Consider the following 16724-nt stretch of genomic DNA (forward strand, 5'->3'; position numbering starts at 1 on the left):
GCATGACGCGCCGGGCGCTCATATTCTGCGCCGCACGCGCGAACCGGCCATGAACAGCGCGGGCGGGCATGAGGAGTTAGCAGGTTGAACAAGCACGCGGCCAACGGTCAGGGAACGGTGCTGGCGATCGACGCGATGGGCGGCGACGCCGGACCCGAGGCTGTGATTGACGGCGCGGCTTACGCCGTGCGCCAGGGCGTGAAAGCGCGCTTTGTTTTTTTTGGCGACGAGACGAAACTTCGCCCGCTGGTCAGCGCGGCCCGCGAACTTGCCGGCTCGGAAATTCGTCACGCGCAGAACGCCGTCGCCATGACCGACAAGCCCATGCATGTTTTGCGGCGCGGACGCGATACCTCCATGTGGCTGTCGATCGCCGCGGTTGAAGCCGGTGACGCGCAGGCGGTCGTCTCCGGCGGCAATACGGGCGCGTTGATGGCTGTCGCCCGCAAGCAGCTCGGCATGATCGAAGGCATTGACCGGCCGGCTGTGACGGCCCTGTGGCCGACGCCGCGCGGGCGTACTGTCGTGCTTGACGTGGGCGCGAATGTTGAAGCGGACGAAGACCTGCTTGTGCAGTTCGCCATTATGGGAGAGGCGTTTTTCCGTTCACTGATGAAAGTGGAAAAGCCGACCGTCGGCCTTTTAAATGTCGGCGCCGAAGATCTGAAAGGCCATGAACTGATCCGCACCGCGGCGCGCGTTCTTCGCGAGGCTGATCCCGACATGGCCTTCAAGGGGTTTGTGGAAGGCAATGACATATCGAAAGGCACGGTCGACGTTGTCGTGACGGACGGATTTACCGGCAATATCGCGCTCAAATCCGCGGAAGGCGCCGCACGCCTGCTGGGTCAGTGGATGAAGGAAACCCTGACGGGTACGTTAAACGCCAAGCTGGGCGCCTTGATGATGGCGCCGGGGCTTCGAAAACTGAAGGACCGGATCGATCCTTCTTCGAATAACGGGGGAGTTTTTCTCGGCGTTAACGGCGTCGTTGTGAAAAGTCATGGCGGCTCGGACGCGCGCGGCGTCGCCAGCGCAATCAAGATGGCGGCGAGCCTCGCCAAACGGCCGTTCCATGAGGAAGTGACAACGACGGTCAAGGCGGTCATGAAGCGGCGCGAGGAGTTGTCCGAAAAACTAACCGAAGATATGAATGTAAAAGCGGCGGTGGTATGAGTTTTAAAGCGGTTCTGCGAGGTTGCGGCGCTTTTCTTCCTGAAAAAGTTCTCACAAACGATGATCTGTCAAAGCGCGTGGATACGAGCGATGAATGGATTCGCGAACGCACAGGCATTCGCGAACGTCACGTTGCGTCTGAAGGCGAACTCACCTCCGATCTTGCCGCCCATGCCGCGCGCGCGGCGTTGAAAGACGCCGGTCTTACCGCCGACGACATCGATCTGATTATCGTGGCGACGACGACGCCGGACCTTACATTTCCTTCCACCGCGGCGATTGTGCAGGCGAAAATCGGCGCCGGCGCGGGCGCGGCGTTCGATATTCAGGCGGTGTGCACCGGCTTTGTCTACGCCCTTTCGACGGCGGAAAAATTTCTCTGCGCCGGTCAGCACAAGCGCGCGCTTGTCATCGGGGCGGAAACATTTTCGCGCATTCTCGACTGGGAGGATCGCGGTACATGCGTTCTGTTCGGCGACGGCGCGGGCGCATTCGTTCTGGAAGCGCAGGAAGAAAGCGAAGCGGGCGATCGCGGCGTCATGGCGAGTTTTCTGCGCTGCGACGGCCGCCTGGTGGACCTGCTTTATGTGGACGGCGGCGTTTCCGCGACGCAATCCACCGGATATGTGCGCATGCAGGGCAATAAAGTATTTCGCGAGGCGGTGACGCGCATTTCGCAGGCGATGGTCGCCGTGTGCGAAGAGGCCAATGTGCCTGTTACCGACATTGACTGGTTCGTGCCGCATCAGGCGAATGAGCGGATCATTCAGGGCGTGGTGAAAAAGCTGGACCTGCGCAACGATCAGGTGATTTCCACCATTGCGGGCCAGGGCAACACCTCCGCCGCTTCCATACCGCTCGCCTATTGCGCGGGCGTCGCCGATGGCCGCATCAAAAAAGGCGACCTTGTGCTGTTTGAGGCGATGGGCGGCGGCCTGACCTGGGGCGCGGCCTTGATGCGCGTCTAGGTTTTACGCCTAACTTACTGAAAAATAGGCAACATATTGCACGGCCTTATTGACCGGGGGGGCGGTCCGACGTTAACCTTGCAAACCGTTGGGATCGATATGCCGGAAGGGCGAGCATGACGGGAAAAACAATCACGCGAGCTGACCTGACTGACGCGGTTTACCGCTCGCTGGGGATTTCGCGAAACGAATCGGCGGCGTTCGTTGAACGCATTCTCGACGAGGTCTCGGGTACGCTCGAAAAGGGCGAAACGGTGAAAGTGTCGTCATTCGGCACGTTCTCGGTCCGGGATAAAAAACTCCGTATGGGGCGCAACCCCAAAACCGGCGAGGAAGTGCCGATCGCGCCGCGCCGCGTCATTACGTTCCGCGCCTCCCATGTGTTAAAAGACCAGATTAATGCGAGCCACCGTCAGACTGACGCGGCTGAATAAATTTCATCAGGGGCGCGCCCCACACATAAAGCGGTGTATATGTCCGTCGCGAAATCCGCCGATGCCTTCCGAACCATCTCAGAAGCGGCCAGGGAACTGGACGTGCCGCAGCATGTGCTGCGCCATTGGGAGGAAGTGTTCGGGCAGGTCAGGCCCATGCGGCGCGCCGGCGGGCGGCGGTATTACCGCCCGCTGGACATCGACCTGTTACGCGGCATCCGGGTTCTGCTCTACGACCAGCGCTACACGACCAAGGGCGTGCAGAAGATTTTCAAGGACGAGGGCGTTAAATATGTCTCGGAGCTCGGCCGCCGCGCCGCTGCTGGGGAGTCGATCGACGTGCGGCCGATTATCGACGATGAAGACGCGCCCGCGCCGGCTGAAGAAGACGTTCTGGAACTTGGCGCTGATGCCGCCGTAAAATCGGCTTCGCTGGCGCCGGAAATCCGGCGCACCCTGAAAGCGCTGCTTTCCCGGCTCGAAACCGTGCAGGACGCGCTGGACGAAGCGACCCTGGCGCTGGAGGCGATTGACGCCGACGATGACGGGCGCATGCCGCAAAAGGCGCACGGCGCCGCGGCGGAGTAAACTTTTCTTATTGAGCGTTCATTCGCTTTGCGCGCCGATGCGTTGGCCAAGCCAGCCATTGATCGCGTCCAAGACTTCGTCAGAGAGCGTATTCTCAAGCGCCGCATATTCTGCGGGCGACCCGGTTTTCGCGGATTGCATCAAATGGTTGACGTCCGGAAAAATGCGCACGGTTACGTCGCGGCCTGGCGCGCGCGCCAGATAGTTTTCTATCGCCGCCAGATGCTGTTCCGGCGGCGCAACCGGATCAAGTTCGCCGCCGATAGCCAGAACAGGCGTGTCGATCGCCATGTAAACGGGCGCCGGATCGAAATGAACGTTTGATTGATACCAAGGGCCTAACAGCATCTCCACGCGGCCCTCAACCGTTTTGGGAACGAAGGAATAAGGCGGAATTAACGCGGCGCCGGGGCCCTCCAGAAACTCTGTAAGACGCGCGCGCGTTTCCGGCGAAGCAGGGTCGCTCGCGACGATGTCGATATAGTCATCGAAAAGCTTGCGATACTGGTCGGCGCGCTGGCCCGTGACGCCCGAAAGTTCCAGCGTTTTCTCGAGCTGCAGCGCGAGCGCGTCCCGTCCCGTCAGTCCCGGCGCCGATAGCAAAATGGCAAAGCGCGCTTCGCCGATCGCGTTGACCGCCATGGCGGCGACGGCGGCGCCTTCGCTGATCCCGATGAAACCGATCCGCGCGGGATCTATCCGCGGATCGCGGGAAATCGCCTCGTAGATTGAAACGGCGTCATCGCGCAGCGTCTCCCAGCTCGCCTCGAAATAATCGCCAGTCGAGCCGCCGGCGCCCCGGTCGTCAAAACGCGCCGCCGCAACGCCGTTCCGCGCCAGCGCGTCCGCCATGACGGCGAAGCTTCGATGGCCTGCAAAATGCTGATCGCGATCATTCGGCCCGGCCACGGATAACAAAATTGCCGCCGGCGCTGGCGTATCGCCTTCCGGAAGGGTCAGGGTTCCGGCCAGCGTCACGCCGCCTGTTTCAACTTTCATCTCTTCCACCGTGTACGGAAATGGCGGCCGGGGCGTTTGCGGCTTTTCCGTCGCGGCGCTGAACGGATTGAAAAACACGAACGCCGCGCCGGCGGCGATGACGAGAATGAAAGTCACACTGGGTGCAATTCGCAACATCGGTTATCTCTCTTCCGGCGTAAAAACAAAAGCTTCAGTGATCGTGGCGTCAAGCGCGGCGGCGATGCGATAGGCGAGGGTGATGCTCGGGTCATGCTTGCCGTTCTCGATCGTATTGATCGCCTGGCGGGAAACGTTTACGGCCTTGGCCAGTTCGGCCTGTGACCATTTCTTACGCGCACGCAATTCGCGCAGATGATTTATGACCGCGCGCGCCATGACAAAAATCCGTATACGATTAGAAATACAACGATGGCGGCTGTCCATGTTTCCACAGCCGCCAGTGAAAATGCGTGCGCGAGATAGGAAACCAGCGTCGCGATCAGCGCGCTGACGGCGCCGGAGATCAGCGCCATTCTCTTTTTAACTTCATCCCGGGTGGCGATATGCGCGCCCACGAGCGTGAACAACCCGACAAGACAGAGAAGCGCCAGCATGCGGGCGGTCTCAACAGAAAAAGGCGCATCATACGCGCCGCGCGCCGCCAGACTGGCGCTGGCGAATCCGGCATATAGCGCCAGAAAACCGGCGACCCATCTCATCTTCATCCCTCCGCTAAATGTCACGGCGAGGGATATCGCATATGTTTGACAATATGTCAAGAATACACGACATTAAGTCATAAATACTGGATTTATGGCGATCCGCTGCCGGCGGGGCCTCAATTTTTGAAATTCGGGTTTTTTTTTGCGCGCGCGTCACTATAGTCCGCGCTCTTGCGGTGGCGCTTGCGCCTTTCACGCATGAGGTCGGAGCGTAGCGCAGCCTGGTAGCGCACTTGACTGGGGGTCAAGGGGTCGTGGGTTCAAATCCCGCCGCTCCGACCATTTAAAACAATAGCTTATCATTTTCTCGTAAAGCGTTTTTGGGTTCCGGGGCGGGTTCATCAGACGAGCACAAATGAAGACCGCCGCCGACACCGGCCCTTACCGCGGCGGCGACAGCATTTTTTTGAAAAATTCCGTACACGCATAAGGCGAGCGCGCTGCGGAAAAATACATCAGATCCGATGAAAATCGCAAAATTTCCCAGTGTTGGTGGATAGTTATCCACGGGGTGCGCGGGCGGGTTTATGATGCCTTTCATGAAGTTGGATTTGGCAATCAGCACGATCGCGGTCTTGGGCGTTGCACAAAAAGAGTGTGCAGCCGCGCCCGGCGGCCGTTTAAAAATGTTGTACAAAAGTTGTGGCGAAGTTGTGCAAGATCTGGCTGCACGCCTTGAAACAAGCGGGATGGACGCGGCGCGGAGCGCGGGGTTGTACAACTTTTCGTCAGGCCGCCGGCGCAGCGCGCGCAATAATCGCCCTCGCATCGACGTCCGGCGCTATTGCGCCGTAGACGAAGGATTTATGCGCCGGATCAAGTCGCGCCTTGCAAAACCCGTCAAAAACATAGTCCGGGGCGGAGGCGTGCAGCGCGGCGGCCTGAAGCGCCAGCGCCATCGCCTCGGCGAAGGTCCGCGCGGTTCCCTCGTTCAGGGCGCCGGGTTTGAACCATCTGTCGAGCCCGGCCAGATGCGCGTCAAGATGCGCATTGGCGCCGCGCGCAGCCGCGATTTCCGCACGAACGGCCTCAAGGCTTTCCGGTTCGCGGCCGAGCGCGCGCAGGATATCCAGCGCGATCACATTGCCGGACCCCTCCCAGATGGCGTTCAGCGGCGATTGGCGAAACAGGCGCGGCATCGGTCCTTCTTCCACAAAGCCTGCGCCGCCATGGCATTCAAGCGCCTCGTAAACGGCGCCGGGCTGGCGCTTGCAGACCCAGTATTTGGCGATGGGCGTCGCCATGCGCATGAATGCCGCCTCGGTTTCGTCATTGGCCGCGGCGTCGAAGCTGCGCGCAATACGAAAGGCGAGGGCGGCCGCCGCTTCCGCTTCCAGCGCGAGGTCGGCGAGGACGTTCGCCATGGCCGGCTGGTCGATGAGCTTTTTCTGAAACGCCGTGCGGTGTTGCGCATGCCAGAGCGCTTGCGCCACGGCCGCGCGCATGCCCCCGGCGGAACCGGCGATGCAGTCAAGGCGCGTATGCTGCACCATGTCGATAATGGTTCTGACGCCGCGGCCTTCCTCGCCGATGCGGCGCGCGTAAGCGCCGTGATATTCGATTTCGGACGAGGCGTTGGAGCGGTCGCCAAGTTTGTCTTTCAGCCGCATGATATGAAAGGCGTTGCGCGCGCCGTCCGCGCGCGAAGGCGCGCCGTTAGTCAATTGATCGCCTTCGCGATCGGGGCGCCAGCGCGGGACGAGAAAACAGGTCACGCCCGCTTCCGTCTGCGCAAGCGTCAGAAAGGCGTCGCACATGGGCGCGGAACAGAACCATTTGTGCCCGGTCAGCTCATATTCGTCACCGCCGATATGCGTGGCGAGCGTCGTGTTGGCGCGAATATCGGAGCCGCCCTGCTTTTCCGTCATAGCCATGCCCATGGTGGCGGCTTTTTTATCAGCAGCCGGAATAAATCGCGGATCGTAGGCTTGCGCCGTGATGCGCGGTCCCCATTCTCTGGCGAGATCGGGGGCATGGCGCAGCGCCGGAAAGGCGGCGTAGGTCATGGTCATGGGGCAGCCGACGCCGGCTTCGGTCCCCGCCTGCAAATAGACCATGGCCGCATGCGCGGCGTGGCCGCCCTCTTTCGCCGTCCAGGCGATGGAGGCGTAGCCGGCCGAAAGGCCGAGATCCATCAACTGATGATAGGCGGGGTGAAACTCCACCTCGTCGAGACGGTGGCCATAGCGGTCGAAGCTTTTCAGTTGCGGCGGGTTTTTGTTGGCCTGACGCGCCCATTCTGCGACCTCGGCCGAGCCGCAGCGCGCGCCGAATTCAGAAAGATGCGCCGCGTGGCAAGCCCCGCCGTTTTTTTCGACAGCGGTTTTCAGCGCGGCGTCGGTTTCATAGAGATTGATGTTTTCAAACGGCGGCGGCTGGTTCGCCACATCATGGGTTTCAAGATTTGCGCTGGGGCGAAAATGGGTCATGCGTGTGACCTTACACCAGCTCGAGGCGTGCGGAAACGAATGAACTCAGTGATAAAAATAGGAAAAGGGGCGGGGAAAACGTTGGTTCGGCGCACGCAGGCTCAACTGAACATAAAATCGTCTTCATGGAGATCGGCGACCACGACGTTCTGCAACACCAGCATGTCGCCTCCGCCAAAATCGATCGTCGTATCCGCGCCGTCGTCGCTCGCTGCTGCGATGACTTCGGCGAAACTATCGAACGCCATTCCGAAACCGGAAAGTGAGATTACGTCTTGCGTGCCGCCTCCCGCTGTGAAGTCGGTTATCGTGTCTTCGTCGTCGCCGGCGCGGAATTCAAAAACATCATCGCCGGTTCCGCCAGTGAGGGTGTCTGTATCGTTGCCGCCGCCTAAGGTGTCGGAATCTGACCCTCCGTTAAGCGTGTCCTTGTCATCGCCGCCGAATAGAAAGTCACTGCCGGAATCGCCACGCAGAAAATCGTCGGCGCCTGAACCGTATAAAGAATCATCTCCCCCGCCGCCTTCTAGAATGTCGTTTGCATTTCCGCCGTATAATCTATCGTTTCCATCACCGCCGAAAAGCGTATCGGGCGCATTTTGACCCGCCAGCGTGTCATTACCTTCTTCGCCATAGAGCGTGTCAGATGCATTCCCGCCCGCAAGAAAATCATTTCCAGCGCCGCCTATGAGTAAATCGAAGCCCTTTTCGCCGCTCAAGACGTCATGGCCGGCAAAACCTGAAATTGTATCGTTGCCGAATTCACCGATTAGCGTATCGGCGCCGGCGCCGCCTTTTAACATTATATCTGCGGTTAACAGAAAGTCGTCCGCGTGTAAGTCGGCCAGTGTTACATCTTCAAGCGTTAGTGAATCGCCGCCGCCGAAATCGATGACAACATTTGCACCATCCTGCGCTGCAGCCGCAAAAATCTCCGCAAACGTATCAAACGCAGACCCCAGCCTCACAGCGATCCTGTCGACGGTATTCACGCCCGCGTTAAACCCTGTGACAACGTCGCTGTCATTACCAAGATCGAAATTGAATAAATCATTCCCGGCGCCGCCCGCGAGCAGATCCGCGCCCGCGCCGCCAGAGATCGTATCATTGCCGCTAGCGCCCCAGATACTGTCATTGTCCTCGCCGCCGGTCATCAAATCAGCGCCGCCGGCGCCGCGTATAATGTCATCGCCGCTGTCCCCTGCGAGCGTGTCTGATCCATCAAGGCCGTATAGCCGGTCTGCCCCCGCTTCTCCTTTGAGGAGGTTGTCGCCGCTATCTCCCGACAGCGTGTCTCTTCCCTGTGTGCCTATAATGTTCTCAATGCTCACAAGTTCGGCAAGCAGAACGGGCCCGGCAGTAAACACACGATTTACCGGCGAAAGATCGATATGCAATATTGTATTTAATGAAGAAAAGTCGACAGTATCGTTGCCCGCGCCGCCGTCCAGCGTATCTAGTCCGTTTTGCATTACAAAACTGCTGGAGAGCGTGTCGTCACCGGTTCCCCCAAACAGGAGATCGTTATTTTCGCCGGCAATCAGGCGATCATTCCCGGCGCCGCCCATGAGGGTATCATTTGCAAGACCGCCATCGAGAACATCTGCGCCAAAGCCGCCGATTAGAAGGTCCTCGCCGCCATCACCCAAAAGGGTGTCATCACCGTCGTCGCCATGCAGTTCGTCGCCGCCGCCGCCGCCCCGAATGAAATCATTGTCTCCAGCGCCATATAAAGTATCAAACTCGCCAAGGCCGTTTATCGTATCGTCGCCGCCAAGCCCGTCGATCGTGTCGTTTCCGGCAGTTCCGTCGAGGCTGTCAGCGCTTTGCGTTGGCGTCATCATGAGGGTCCCGATTTCTGAATTTCAAGTAAAGCAGAAGTGAAAGGCTATGGCCATGAAATACTGATTGGCAAATGGCGCATTTTACGCGCCCGGATCGATTACGATCAAAGATTGCAATTCTTCAATCGCCGGCGCCACATCATCGAACGGCACCTTGATGGTGGTCATGCCCATCGCTTTGGCGGGCTTCAGATTTACGCCAAGGTCGTCAAGAAAAATGCAAGCCTGCGGCGGCGCGCTCAGCGCTTCGCACATCATTTCGTAAATGCGCGGCTCGGGTTTCCTGACGCCCGCTTTCGCCGATTCAATAATATGATCGAAATTGGCGTGAATGCTTTCAATCGTCTCGCGCTTTTCGCTCGGCGCCAGCATGCCGCGCGAATCTATTCTGGGCAGGTTGTTGGTGATGCAGCCGGTTTTATAACCGGCCTTTTTCACCGCCGCGAGCGCATCAATCATGGCGTGATTGAAGGTGAGCGACAACAGATCGACCAGCGTACGCCCGCGGATTTCAAAACCCGCGGCCCGGCTCTCCTCGGCGAACGCCGCGTCAAACGCATCGATATCGATTTCCGCCCGCTCGAACCGCGCCCAGGCGTTATCATTGATGTTGGTTTTGATGACGGCGCCGATGAAGCGTTCCGGCAGATTGTTTTCGCGTTCGAAAACAGCGAAATTCTGCACAGGCGATGTCGTAAAGACGCCCCCGAAATCGAAGATGACAGCTTCAAACTTCACGCGGGTTCAGGCTTTCGGTCTTGCAGGCCGCACATAAGAGAAGGGCAGGGCTTCATCCGTGAACACTTCGCCTTGCGGTGTGTAATGGCCCGGATGATCGAAAACGCCGATCAGGAGGTGGGTTTCGCCGGGCCATTTATCGCTGGCGTAGGAAAGCGGCGTACCGCAAGCCTGACAAAACCCGCGTTGCACGCCAGGCGAGCTTGCAAAAAATTGAGGGCGCCCCGCCGTCCACGCGACCTTCGGCGCTTCGAACCCGACCCATGTGGAATAAACAGCGCCCGTCGCCTTGCGGCAGGCGGCGCAATGACAGTTGCCGACGAATTTCGGCGCGCCGTTCGCTTCGAAGCGAACCGCGCCGCATTGGCAGCCGCCCCGGTGGATATCACGCGCGCCGGCCATCATTCCATTCCGAGCTCTTTCATATATTCCGCATCTTTTTCGAGCGCGCTTTTAAAGCCGGGCCGGGACGTCAGGCGTTCAGTGTACGATATAAAAGGTTCGATCTTTTCAATCGCGCCGAACATCAGGGCGAAATTGAGCGTCGAGCCGAACACCACATCGGCGGCGGTGAATTTCTCACCCAGTAAAAACGGCCCGTCGGAGAGCGCGATTTTTACCGCGTGCAAAACATCTTTTTCCGAACCATATCCGACGGACGATGTGTTCTCGCGCTTAATATCGGCGAACTTGTCCAGCATCATCGGCTCGATGCAGCTTGGCGCAAAGAACATCCACCGGAAATACGCGCCGCGCTTGGCCTCGTTGGCCGCCGGCGCCAGCCCGGCCTGCGGAAACGCGTCAGCAAGATATGCGCAGATGGCGGCGACTTCCGTCACGGCGACGCCGTTATGAACCAGCGCCGGAATTTTACCCATGGGGTTGATCTTCAGATAATCCTGCGACTTTTGCGCGCCCGCTTTCATATCGATCAGTTTGATGTCGCAGACGTCGCCGAGCTCTTCGTTCATCCATGCGGTTGTGGCGCCGCGTGTCTGCGGCGTGTGATAAAGTACCGGTTTGGCCATCGGGCGTTCCTTTTTCTACCGTGTAAAAGTCTAGCGCGCGCGCCGCGCTTCGTACAAAGAAATTGCAGCCGCGTTCGATACGTTGAGGCTTTCCATGCCCGGTTCAATCGGGATGCGAAAAAGGCCGTCGCATGTTTCGCCGACAAGCTGGCGAAGCCCCGCGCCTTCCGCGCCCATGACGAGCGCCAGCGGCGCGGCTGGCAGGGCGGTGATATCGTCCTGCGCCTCGCCGGCGAGACCGGCGCAGAAATAGCCAAGCCCCTGCAAGCCTTCCATGGCTCGCGCGATATTGACGACGCGCACGCACGGTATGGTTTCCACAGCGCCGGCTGCGGCCTTGGCGAGCGCGCCGGAGAGCGGCGGCGTCTTGCGGTCCTGCACGATGACGGCGCGCGCCCCGAACGCGGCGGCGGACCGGAACAGCGCGCCAATATTCTGCGGGTCCGTGATCTGGTCGAGAATAACCACCGGACGGCCAGGCTCGGCGGGCGCGCAGGCGTCTTTCAGACGGGCCCGGGGCAATTCATCCACTTGCGCGGCAAGTCCCTGATGCACGGCGCCCGCATGAAGCAGGCGGTCAATCGCGTCCGGGCGGGCGTCCTCCAGCCGCGCCAGGGCGTTCGCATCGGCGCCGTTCTTTTCCAGCCAGTCCCGCGCATTTTTGGTGGCCGCAACGCGGCGGATCCGGCGCGCCGGGTTGGCGAGGGCCGCCGCCACGGCGTGCCGCCCGTAAAGCCAGACCGGCTGATGCGGCCCCGGGCGTGCGCCTGGGCCGTCCCTGCTGCTAGCCGGTCCGCCAGCCGGCCTTGCGCGCGGCGCGCCGGATTTTCCTTGTCTGGAATGGTTCATGACTATCGCCTAGCCGTTTCTTTTCATTCGGGAAACAACAAATCGGAGAATGCGCCCGCCGGACCGGTTGCGAACCCGGTTCGGCGCGGTTATAGACGCCGTTCTCCCGGCGAGGGCGCGGGCGCGGGCGCGCCAATATCTTCGCCGCAAGCCGCTGGCCGGACCAATTCGGTTCCGCTTCCGGCGCCTCGTGGAGGGGTGGGAGAGTGGTTAAATCCAGCAGACTGTAAATCTGCCCGCTTATGCGTACGCTGGTTCGAATCCAGCCCCCTCCACCATATTGAATTTATTTAATAAATTTACTTTATCCCCAAAATTATTGATACTGTTAAAGGCCTTAGTTACTTATAAATTACTTACGACTTCGGCGGACTTGGGCGGATAGCGCCGGACGGTGACGGAATTTTTTGAAAGCGAGCGGTTGAAATAGGGCGCTCACTGATTACTTAACGATCACCACGGCGAGGTGGCTGCGTAATCGAGTCATAGATGCGCGGCTGTGGGCTGCGCCCGTGAGCTATTTTTGAATCCTGCCTTTGGCGACGCCGCCGGATCGTGACCGCAGAACCGGCGAGATAAGACAACAGGCTCAACCGCTCCTGCTAGGGGCGAGAGAGTCCTATGTCTGAACAACATCCTTTCTCTAAGCTTCTAAGTCGCAAGCAAGTCGCAGACCTTCTCTGCCTCCATCCGAAAACTGTCGATAAATGGTGCAAGTCGCGCAGTCGAAACTTCCCAAAACCTGTGATGCGCTGGGGCCGCTCTCCGATGTGGAGCGAGGCTGAAATCGAAAAATGGCTTGAAGAGCTTATCGCGCAGGCGAACCAATGACTGGTGCCGCGAGCGAAAGTCTCAAGTGGTTTGAAGCTGCATTCGTGGCGTATGCTGATGAGCGTGATGGACCGGATGCGTTGATGTTAGAAACAATGCTGCGCGTCATGCGTGCGCCGGAGGATGAAATCTTCATATCGCCGAATCCGATGGCGGCGACGCGGGTATTGCCAATGGGCGCGCCACGCATACGCCGCGCGCGTGATCTAATGTTGAAAAAAGGGCGCCTAGTTCAAACCCATAAAGGTGGGTCTGGCCCCGGCGACGCAGATCGGTTCCGATTTCAGGAAAGCGTAGCGGTAGGTAAAAAACTTGGCGATCCCATCTATTCAGATACGGAACGAAACCCCATTTATAGAGCTTCAGACGGGAACCCTTCGTTGTAAGGGTTTTAAACTCAAACCCCAATTGGAACCGAAAGGACAAAAAAATGCCGGAATTTATGACTCTCGATGATATTGCGATAGAACTAGGAACAACATTGGGAACAGTACAAGATCGAATAAAAGTCGGAAATGATAATAAAAAATTTGAGATCGAAATTTTCGACGTAGAGCGTTCGGAATCAGGAATAAAGAAAAAATATGAAGCGATCAGTATCAAAGATGTTGTGACGCTTTACAAAGAAGAAAATTGGCAGCTTCCCAAGGCGTGGAAGGCGACGGCAACGTCCGGCAGAGGAAACTCAATGAACTGAATATAACAATTCGCAAAAAATATTCGAGCGTGTGATAGTACGCTTACATATCTATAAGAAACGTGTTAAGATCATCTGTATACAAATAATAAATTGACTAAGTGCAATGAAAGATTCAAGACTTCTCCTAAAGGAGAAGATATACAATGATGTTTCACATATTGAACCGCGCATCGTTCGCCTAACCGAGAAGCAAAAAGCTCAAGTTATTCACGCTGCGTTTGATGCAGTTTGCACGCTGGCTGCAATGCGAGAATATAAGGCCGCCAAGGTTTTATTAGAGTCCCTTCGTGGAAAAATGAACGATGTACAAAACAACAAAGACAAATATTTTCGACGTAACCGCAAACAATTTTGAAAAATTCTGTGTTTTCTTGATGGGGCCGCCTCAAGAAAAAAAAGAATGGACTCGGTTCGGCTGGAAGGGCGGCAATCCGAATGACCTTCGCGGCGCCGTTACTGTGAATTTTGCTAAGCGCCGATGGGCCGACCATTCACAGCGCCCGGCGAAAGTTGACTCGATTGATCGCAATTACGGCCTAATCGAATTTGTCACACATATTAAGCGCTGCACGCCGCGAGAAGCGACGCTGATAATAAAAGAATTTGTTGAGGTTGAATGCAAAGCGCATGGCTAGGGAAAATTGGCTTATGCCGGGCTGGACGATATCAGAAAACTTAAATGATCTTGCAATCGATTGGCTACTAGACGGCTGGGTTGAGCGCGGGGAACTGACTCTTATTGTTGGCGGTGAAGGAGTCGGCAAAACTCGATTGCTTAATGCGCTCGCAGGATATGGCGCTGTGCCAGAAGCCAGGTTTGAAGGCTTACAGAAATCAAAGCCGATAAAGACGCTCTTCTTTGCGCCGGAAGGTGAGGCGAGCATAAAAAGGCATCGGCTTGCGCTAATTCATCACTACGGACCGGATGCTCGCGAACACATTCGGCAGAATATCCATTATGTAAATCTTCAAAAATTGCCAGAACCGTTTGAGCTTCATAATGCGAGTGGCAAATCGATAATTCAAGATTGCCTTCATCGTCTTTCGTATGAGCATGAAGTTGAAATTGATTTGATTGTCTTAGATTCTATTTCGATGACGACAAGCGGCGAACAATTGAATCCGGCCATAGTCTATCCGGCGCTCGACAATCTCAAAACTATTTGTGCGGAACAGAACATCGGCGGAATTGTCGCGCATCATAAAAATAGAGCCGGATCAATGGAAGGTTCCTCTATGTATCGTAGGCCGCCGACAATCATTCGCGAGATAGACGGAACGGCATTAAGCAAAGTGTACACAATCAAAGAGACAAAATGTCGTGATGGCGTTCCAAATTGGAGAAAAGAATACAAGATTGAACCTGTTAAAATCGCGGGAAAATATGTGTCTGGTGTCGCTACAATTACCGCTTTTAAGTCCACAAAAGAGAAGGCGAAGCAAGCGCCTGTTAAAGTGACAGGAAAGGCTCCAGATAAACGTTCAAATGGATTTCGCGTGCACAACTATGCGCTGGAGAATGGCTATGAGAAGCTAAAATTAGACGATCTAGAGCGGGTTGCGAAAATGGCAGGCGCTGTGACAGATGGTAAGTCTCTAAACAGCGGACAGATTAAACGGATAGTCGATAGCTTAGTTAGTGCAAACTGGAATTTAGAAGGCGATTATTTAGTTCTTGTAGGGGGCTAACACTTAAACACTTACACCCTTAAAAAGGGGTGTATATGTGTTATCTGTGTGTTGCTTATCTTTCCCTGATCCCTACGGGGTTAGAATAGCGGGTGATAGGTGAAGGAATAAGGTATCTATACCGATAATACGTAGGCTTGATATTTTAAGATACCAACGCGGCAAGCTTCCAAATCTAATTGTCATTCTGATACAGCGAGCTTTGCGGCTGTCACCGAAACCTCGCTGTAAGCCATAAGGCTCAAATTATCTTAAGAAGCTTGGTGAAATTAGAATATGATAACAGGCGATAGTTGGCGTAATGCGGACACTGACAAGAATATAAACCGCTAGATAGGTTCAATCAAAACTTCTTTCCGCTATTCCTACTAATGGATTGTTGAAGAGCAAAGCATATAGATACGTAAACAGATAATCAGTAAAAAACGAATAAGTAAGCGATAAGTAAGAATCAGCAAATTCAATAGGTTACAGCACAGAATCCAGATTGTGAATCTGTCGGATTACGCAACCGGCGCCACCCAAAAACGATACTCACTAGCGGCGCCTCCGACTACTCGCTCTATTTTATAACAAAGGAATTACTACAATGAATAAACCAAAATTTGACGGCGTTTTCTGGTATTCACATGGCTATATGCCACAGCCGGAAGCGTACAAGAATTCAAACAGCGAAATCTCCAAAAAGGTATTTGAAAAGCAAGGCGCGGCAAGGGCTACACTTGAACAGCTAGAGAAGTTTGAGAATGAGCAAGCCAAGGATTTATCGAGGCCAATTCAAAGCAGAAAACAGCTAGTAGCAAATTTTGCACGCCAGCAAAGCGCTGAATTAAGCAATGAGCTATTGCAACTTCAAACAGACTACACAAAGCAGATAGGCCGTTATCTCGCCAAGCTGGAAGCAGCATATCAACCAGATTCGCCAGCCTTAGAGCAAAGACGCGCATCGATAAGACGCGACTTAGCGACATTAGATCGCGTTGAACGCGATAAGCGAATTCGTGCCGCATTAAATAACAATGAGCAAGATGTTATCGCGGCAATAGCGACAAGTCCGCAAAATGATAAGACTTGCACCACCTATCAATATTCGGAAGCGCGAAAAGCCTTTGATGAAAATACACTAGGCCATGAAGCAGCGACTTACCATGATCTAACAGTCGGCTTGTACGTTCTAGAAGAGGTTACTCATAATCTTGACGCTGATGTGAACAGACACTTCATACGGCCCGCTATTGTCAAACAAGAGAATGAAGACGCCGCTATGAAAGAATATTTCGCAAAGCAATAGGGTGGCGTCATGTCCTGTAAAATATGTGAAGCCGGAAAGGCGGACGCTGTAAACGTTTTATTTGCGCAAGGTGTAAGCTTCGCCAAGATCGCGGCGTTATCGGGATTTTCTATACAGAATTTACGTACACATCGTACGAAACACTATGACGAAAAAGCATATGAAAGGCTTGAAGGTCTTGATGCGGATTACGGCAACACGATCATAAGCGAGCTTAAGCTTATGCTGGATCGTGTGAGGAAAGAAGAACCGGAAGCCTTCGATCTGCAACTTAAAATCATAGCGGAAATTCAAAAAGCGCTGCGCTGGCAAACAAATAACAGCGAAGCACGGCTTCTCAAGGGTTCATTAGACGAAAAAGCAAAGTCAGAAGCCCAAATTAGAGCGCTGATTGCCAAAATTATTGAGGCGACTTCCGACTATCCGCAAGCGCAGAAGCAAATCAGAAACGCAATTAGGGAATTCAGTATGTAATTT

Annotated in this window: 20 protein-coding genes and 2 tRNA genes; 12 read left to right on the forward strand and 10 right to left on the reverse strand. The window is 55.8% G+C overall.

Translation table 11 applies throughout. From position 1 onward, the window contains the following. The first annotated feature begins 84 nt into the window (after window positions 1-84). The 4 genes from plsX (at window position 85) to ACQK2Q_RS03645 (ending at window position 3166) form a co-directional block, all read left to right on the forward strand. Window positions 85-1176, forward strand: a complete 1092-nt coding sequence (plsX, locus tag ACQK2Q_RS03630) for a phosphate acyltransferase PlsX (protein ID WP_425408390.1) — start codon at window positions 85-87, stop codon at window positions 1174-1176. After that, window positions 1173-2144 carry a beta-ketoacyl-ACP synthase III gene (locus ACQK2Q_RS03635; RefSeq protein WP_425408391.1) on the forward strand — a complete coding sequence of 324 codons (972 nt, stop codon included), beginning with the start codon at window positions 1173-1175 and terminating at the stop codon, window positions 2142-2144. Before plsX ends, ACQK2Q_RS03635 begins: the two co-directional genes overlap by 4 nt. A 116-nt stretch (window positions 2145-2260) precedes the next feature. Continuing rightward, entirely contained in the window at window positions 2261-2578 is a 318-nt protein-coding gene (locus ACQK2Q_RS03640; RefSeq protein WP_425408392.1) for an integration host factor subunit alpha, read from the forward strand. Window positions 2579-2617: 39 nt separating this feature from the next. Then, on the forward strand, window positions 2618-3166 hold the full coding sequence (locus ACQK2Q_RS03645) for a MerR family transcriptional regulator (RefSeq protein WP_425408393.1): 549 nt from the start codon (window positions 2618-2620) through the stop codon (window positions 3164-3166). Between the two features lie 18 nt (window positions 3167-3184). Here ACQK2Q_RS03645 and ACQK2Q_RS03650 read toward each other — a convergent pair whose 3' ends face one another. Genes ACQK2Q_RS03650 through ACQK2Q_RS03660 form a run of 3 tightly spaced genes read right to left on the reverse strand, consistent with a single transcriptional unit; the run spans window position 3185 to window position 4845 of the window. Further along, window positions 3185-4303, reverse strand: coding sequence for an alpha/beta hydrolase family protein (locus ACQK2Q_RS03650; RefSeq protein WP_425408394.1), 1119 nt, complete (start codon window positions 4301-4303; stop codon window positions 3185-3187). Window positions 4304-4306: 3 nt separating this feature from the next. Then, on the reverse strand, window positions 4307-4522 hold the full coding sequence (locus tag ACQK2Q_RS03655) for a helix-turn-helix transcriptional regulator (RefSeq protein ID WP_425408395.1): 216 nt from the start codon (window positions 4520-4522) through the stop codon (window positions 4307-4309). After that, a complete protein-coding gene (locus ACQK2Q_RS03660) occupies window positions 4504-4845 on the reverse strand; it encodes a hypothetical protein (protein WP_425408396.1) in 342 nt (113 codons plus the stop codon). Before ACQK2Q_RS03660 ends, ACQK2Q_RS03655 begins: the two co-directional genes overlap by 19 nt. A 208-nt stretch (window positions 4846-5053) precedes the next feature. Between ACQK2Q_RS03660 and ACQK2Q_RS03665 the strand changes: the two genes are divergently transcribed. Further along, window positions 5054-5130, forward strand: a tRNA-Pro gene (locus ACQK2Q_RS03665). A 1-nt stretch (window position 5131) separates the two neighbouring features. Here ACQK2Q_RS03665 and ACQK2Q_RS03670 read toward each other — a convergent pair. From ACQK2Q_RS03670 to rlmB, 7 genes are all read right to left on the reverse strand, one after another. Next, window positions 5132-5602: a hypothetical protein gene (locus ACQK2Q_RS03670; RefSeq protein ID WP_425408397.1), complete on the reverse strand. Its 471-nt coding sequence runs from the start codon at window positions 5600-5602 to the stop codon at window positions 5132-5134. Beyond that, window positions 5577-7277 carry an acyl-CoA dehydrogenase family protein gene (locus tag ACQK2Q_RS03675; RefSeq protein WP_425408398.1) on the reverse strand — a complete coding sequence of 567 codons (1701 nt, stop codon included), beginning with the start codon at window positions 7275-7277 and terminating at the stop codon, window positions 5577-5579. Before ACQK2Q_RS03675 ends, ACQK2Q_RS03670 begins: the two co-directional genes overlap by 26 nt. A 101-nt stretch (window positions 7278-7378) precedes the next feature. Further along, the gene (locus ACQK2Q_RS03680; RefSeq protein WP_425408399.1) at window positions 7379-9121 is read right to left on the reverse strand and encodes a calcium-binding protein; all 1743 of its coding nucleotides are present in this window, start codon (window positions 9119-9121) and stop codon (window positions 7379-7381) included. Between the two features lie 81 nt (window positions 9122-9202). Then, complete coding sequence (locus ACQK2Q_RS03685) at window positions 9203-9859, reverse strand: HAD-IA family hydrolase (RefSeq protein WP_425408400.1); 657 nt, start codon at window positions 9857-9859, stop codon at window positions 9203-9205. 6 nt (window positions 9860-9865) lie between these two features. Next, a complete protein-coding gene (locus ACQK2Q_RS03690; protein ID WP_425408401.1) occupies window positions 9866-10261 on the reverse strand; it encodes a GFA family protein in 396 nt (131 codons plus the stop codon). Further along, complete coding sequence (locus ACQK2Q_RS03695; RefSeq protein WP_425408402.1) at window positions 10261-10887, reverse strand: glutathione S-transferase family protein; 627 nt, start codon at window positions 10885-10887, stop codon at window positions 10261-10263. Before ACQK2Q_RS03695 ends, ACQK2Q_RS03690 begins: the two co-directional genes overlap by 1 nt. Before the next feature lie 30 nt (window positions 10888-10917). Then, a complete protein-coding gene (gene rlmB, locus ACQK2Q_RS03700) occupies window positions 10918-11736 on the reverse strand; it encodes a 23S rRNA (guanosine(2251)-2'-O)-methyltransferase RlmB (protein ID WP_425408403.1) in 819 nt (272 codons plus the stop codon). Window positions 11737-11928: 192 nt separating this feature from the next. Here rlmB and ACQK2Q_RS03705 point away from each other — a divergent pair. The 7 genes from ACQK2Q_RS03705 (at window position 11929) to ACQK2Q_RS03735 (ending at window position 16721) form a co-directional block, all read left to right on the forward strand. Continuing rightward, a tRNA-Tyr gene (locus ACQK2Q_RS03705) sits at window positions 11929-12014 on the forward strand. Between the two features lie 343 nt (window positions 12015-12357). Beyond that, window positions 12358-12567, forward strand: a complete 210-nt coding sequence (locus ACQK2Q_RS03710; RefSeq protein WP_425408404.1) for a helix-turn-helix transcriptional regulator — start codon at window positions 12358-12360, stop codon at window positions 12565-12567. Window positions 12568-12997: 430 nt separating this feature from the next. Beyond that, on the forward strand, window positions 12998-13264 hold the full coding sequence (locus tag ACQK2Q_RS03715; RefSeq protein ID WP_425408405.1) for a hypothetical protein: 267 nt from the start codon (window positions 12998-13000) through the stop codon (window positions 13262-13264). Between the two features lie 106 nt (window positions 13265-13370). After that, window positions 13371-13622 carry a hypothetical protein gene (locus ACQK2Q_RS03720; RefSeq protein ID WP_425408406.1) on the forward strand — a complete coding sequence of 84 codons (252 nt, stop codon included), beginning with the start codon at window positions 13371-13373 and terminating at the stop codon, window positions 13620-13622. A 293-nt stretch (window positions 13623-13915) separates the two neighbouring features. Then, complete coding sequence (locus tag ACQK2Q_RS03725; protein WP_425408407.1) at window positions 13916-14956, forward strand: AAA family ATPase; 1041 nt, start codon at window positions 13916-13918, stop codon at window positions 14954-14956. Between the two features lie 589 nt (window positions 14957-15545). After that, a complete protein-coding gene (locus ACQK2Q_RS03730) occupies window positions 15546-16247 on the forward strand; it encodes a hypothetical protein (RefSeq protein WP_425408408.1) in 702 nt (233 codons plus the stop codon). A gap of 9 nt (window positions 16248-16256) precedes the next feature. Continuing rightward, window positions 16257-16721: a hypothetical protein gene (locus ACQK2Q_RS03735; RefSeq protein WP_425408409.1), complete on the forward strand. Its 465-nt coding sequence runs from the start codon at window positions 16257-16259 to the stop codon at window positions 16719-16721. Window positions 16722-16724 lie beyond the last annotated feature (3 nt).

This window comes from Hyphococcus sp., assembly GCF_965228385.1.
Classification (GTDB): domain Bacteria; phylum Pseudomonadota; class Alphaproteobacteria; order Caulobacterales; family Parvularculaceae; genus Hyphococcus.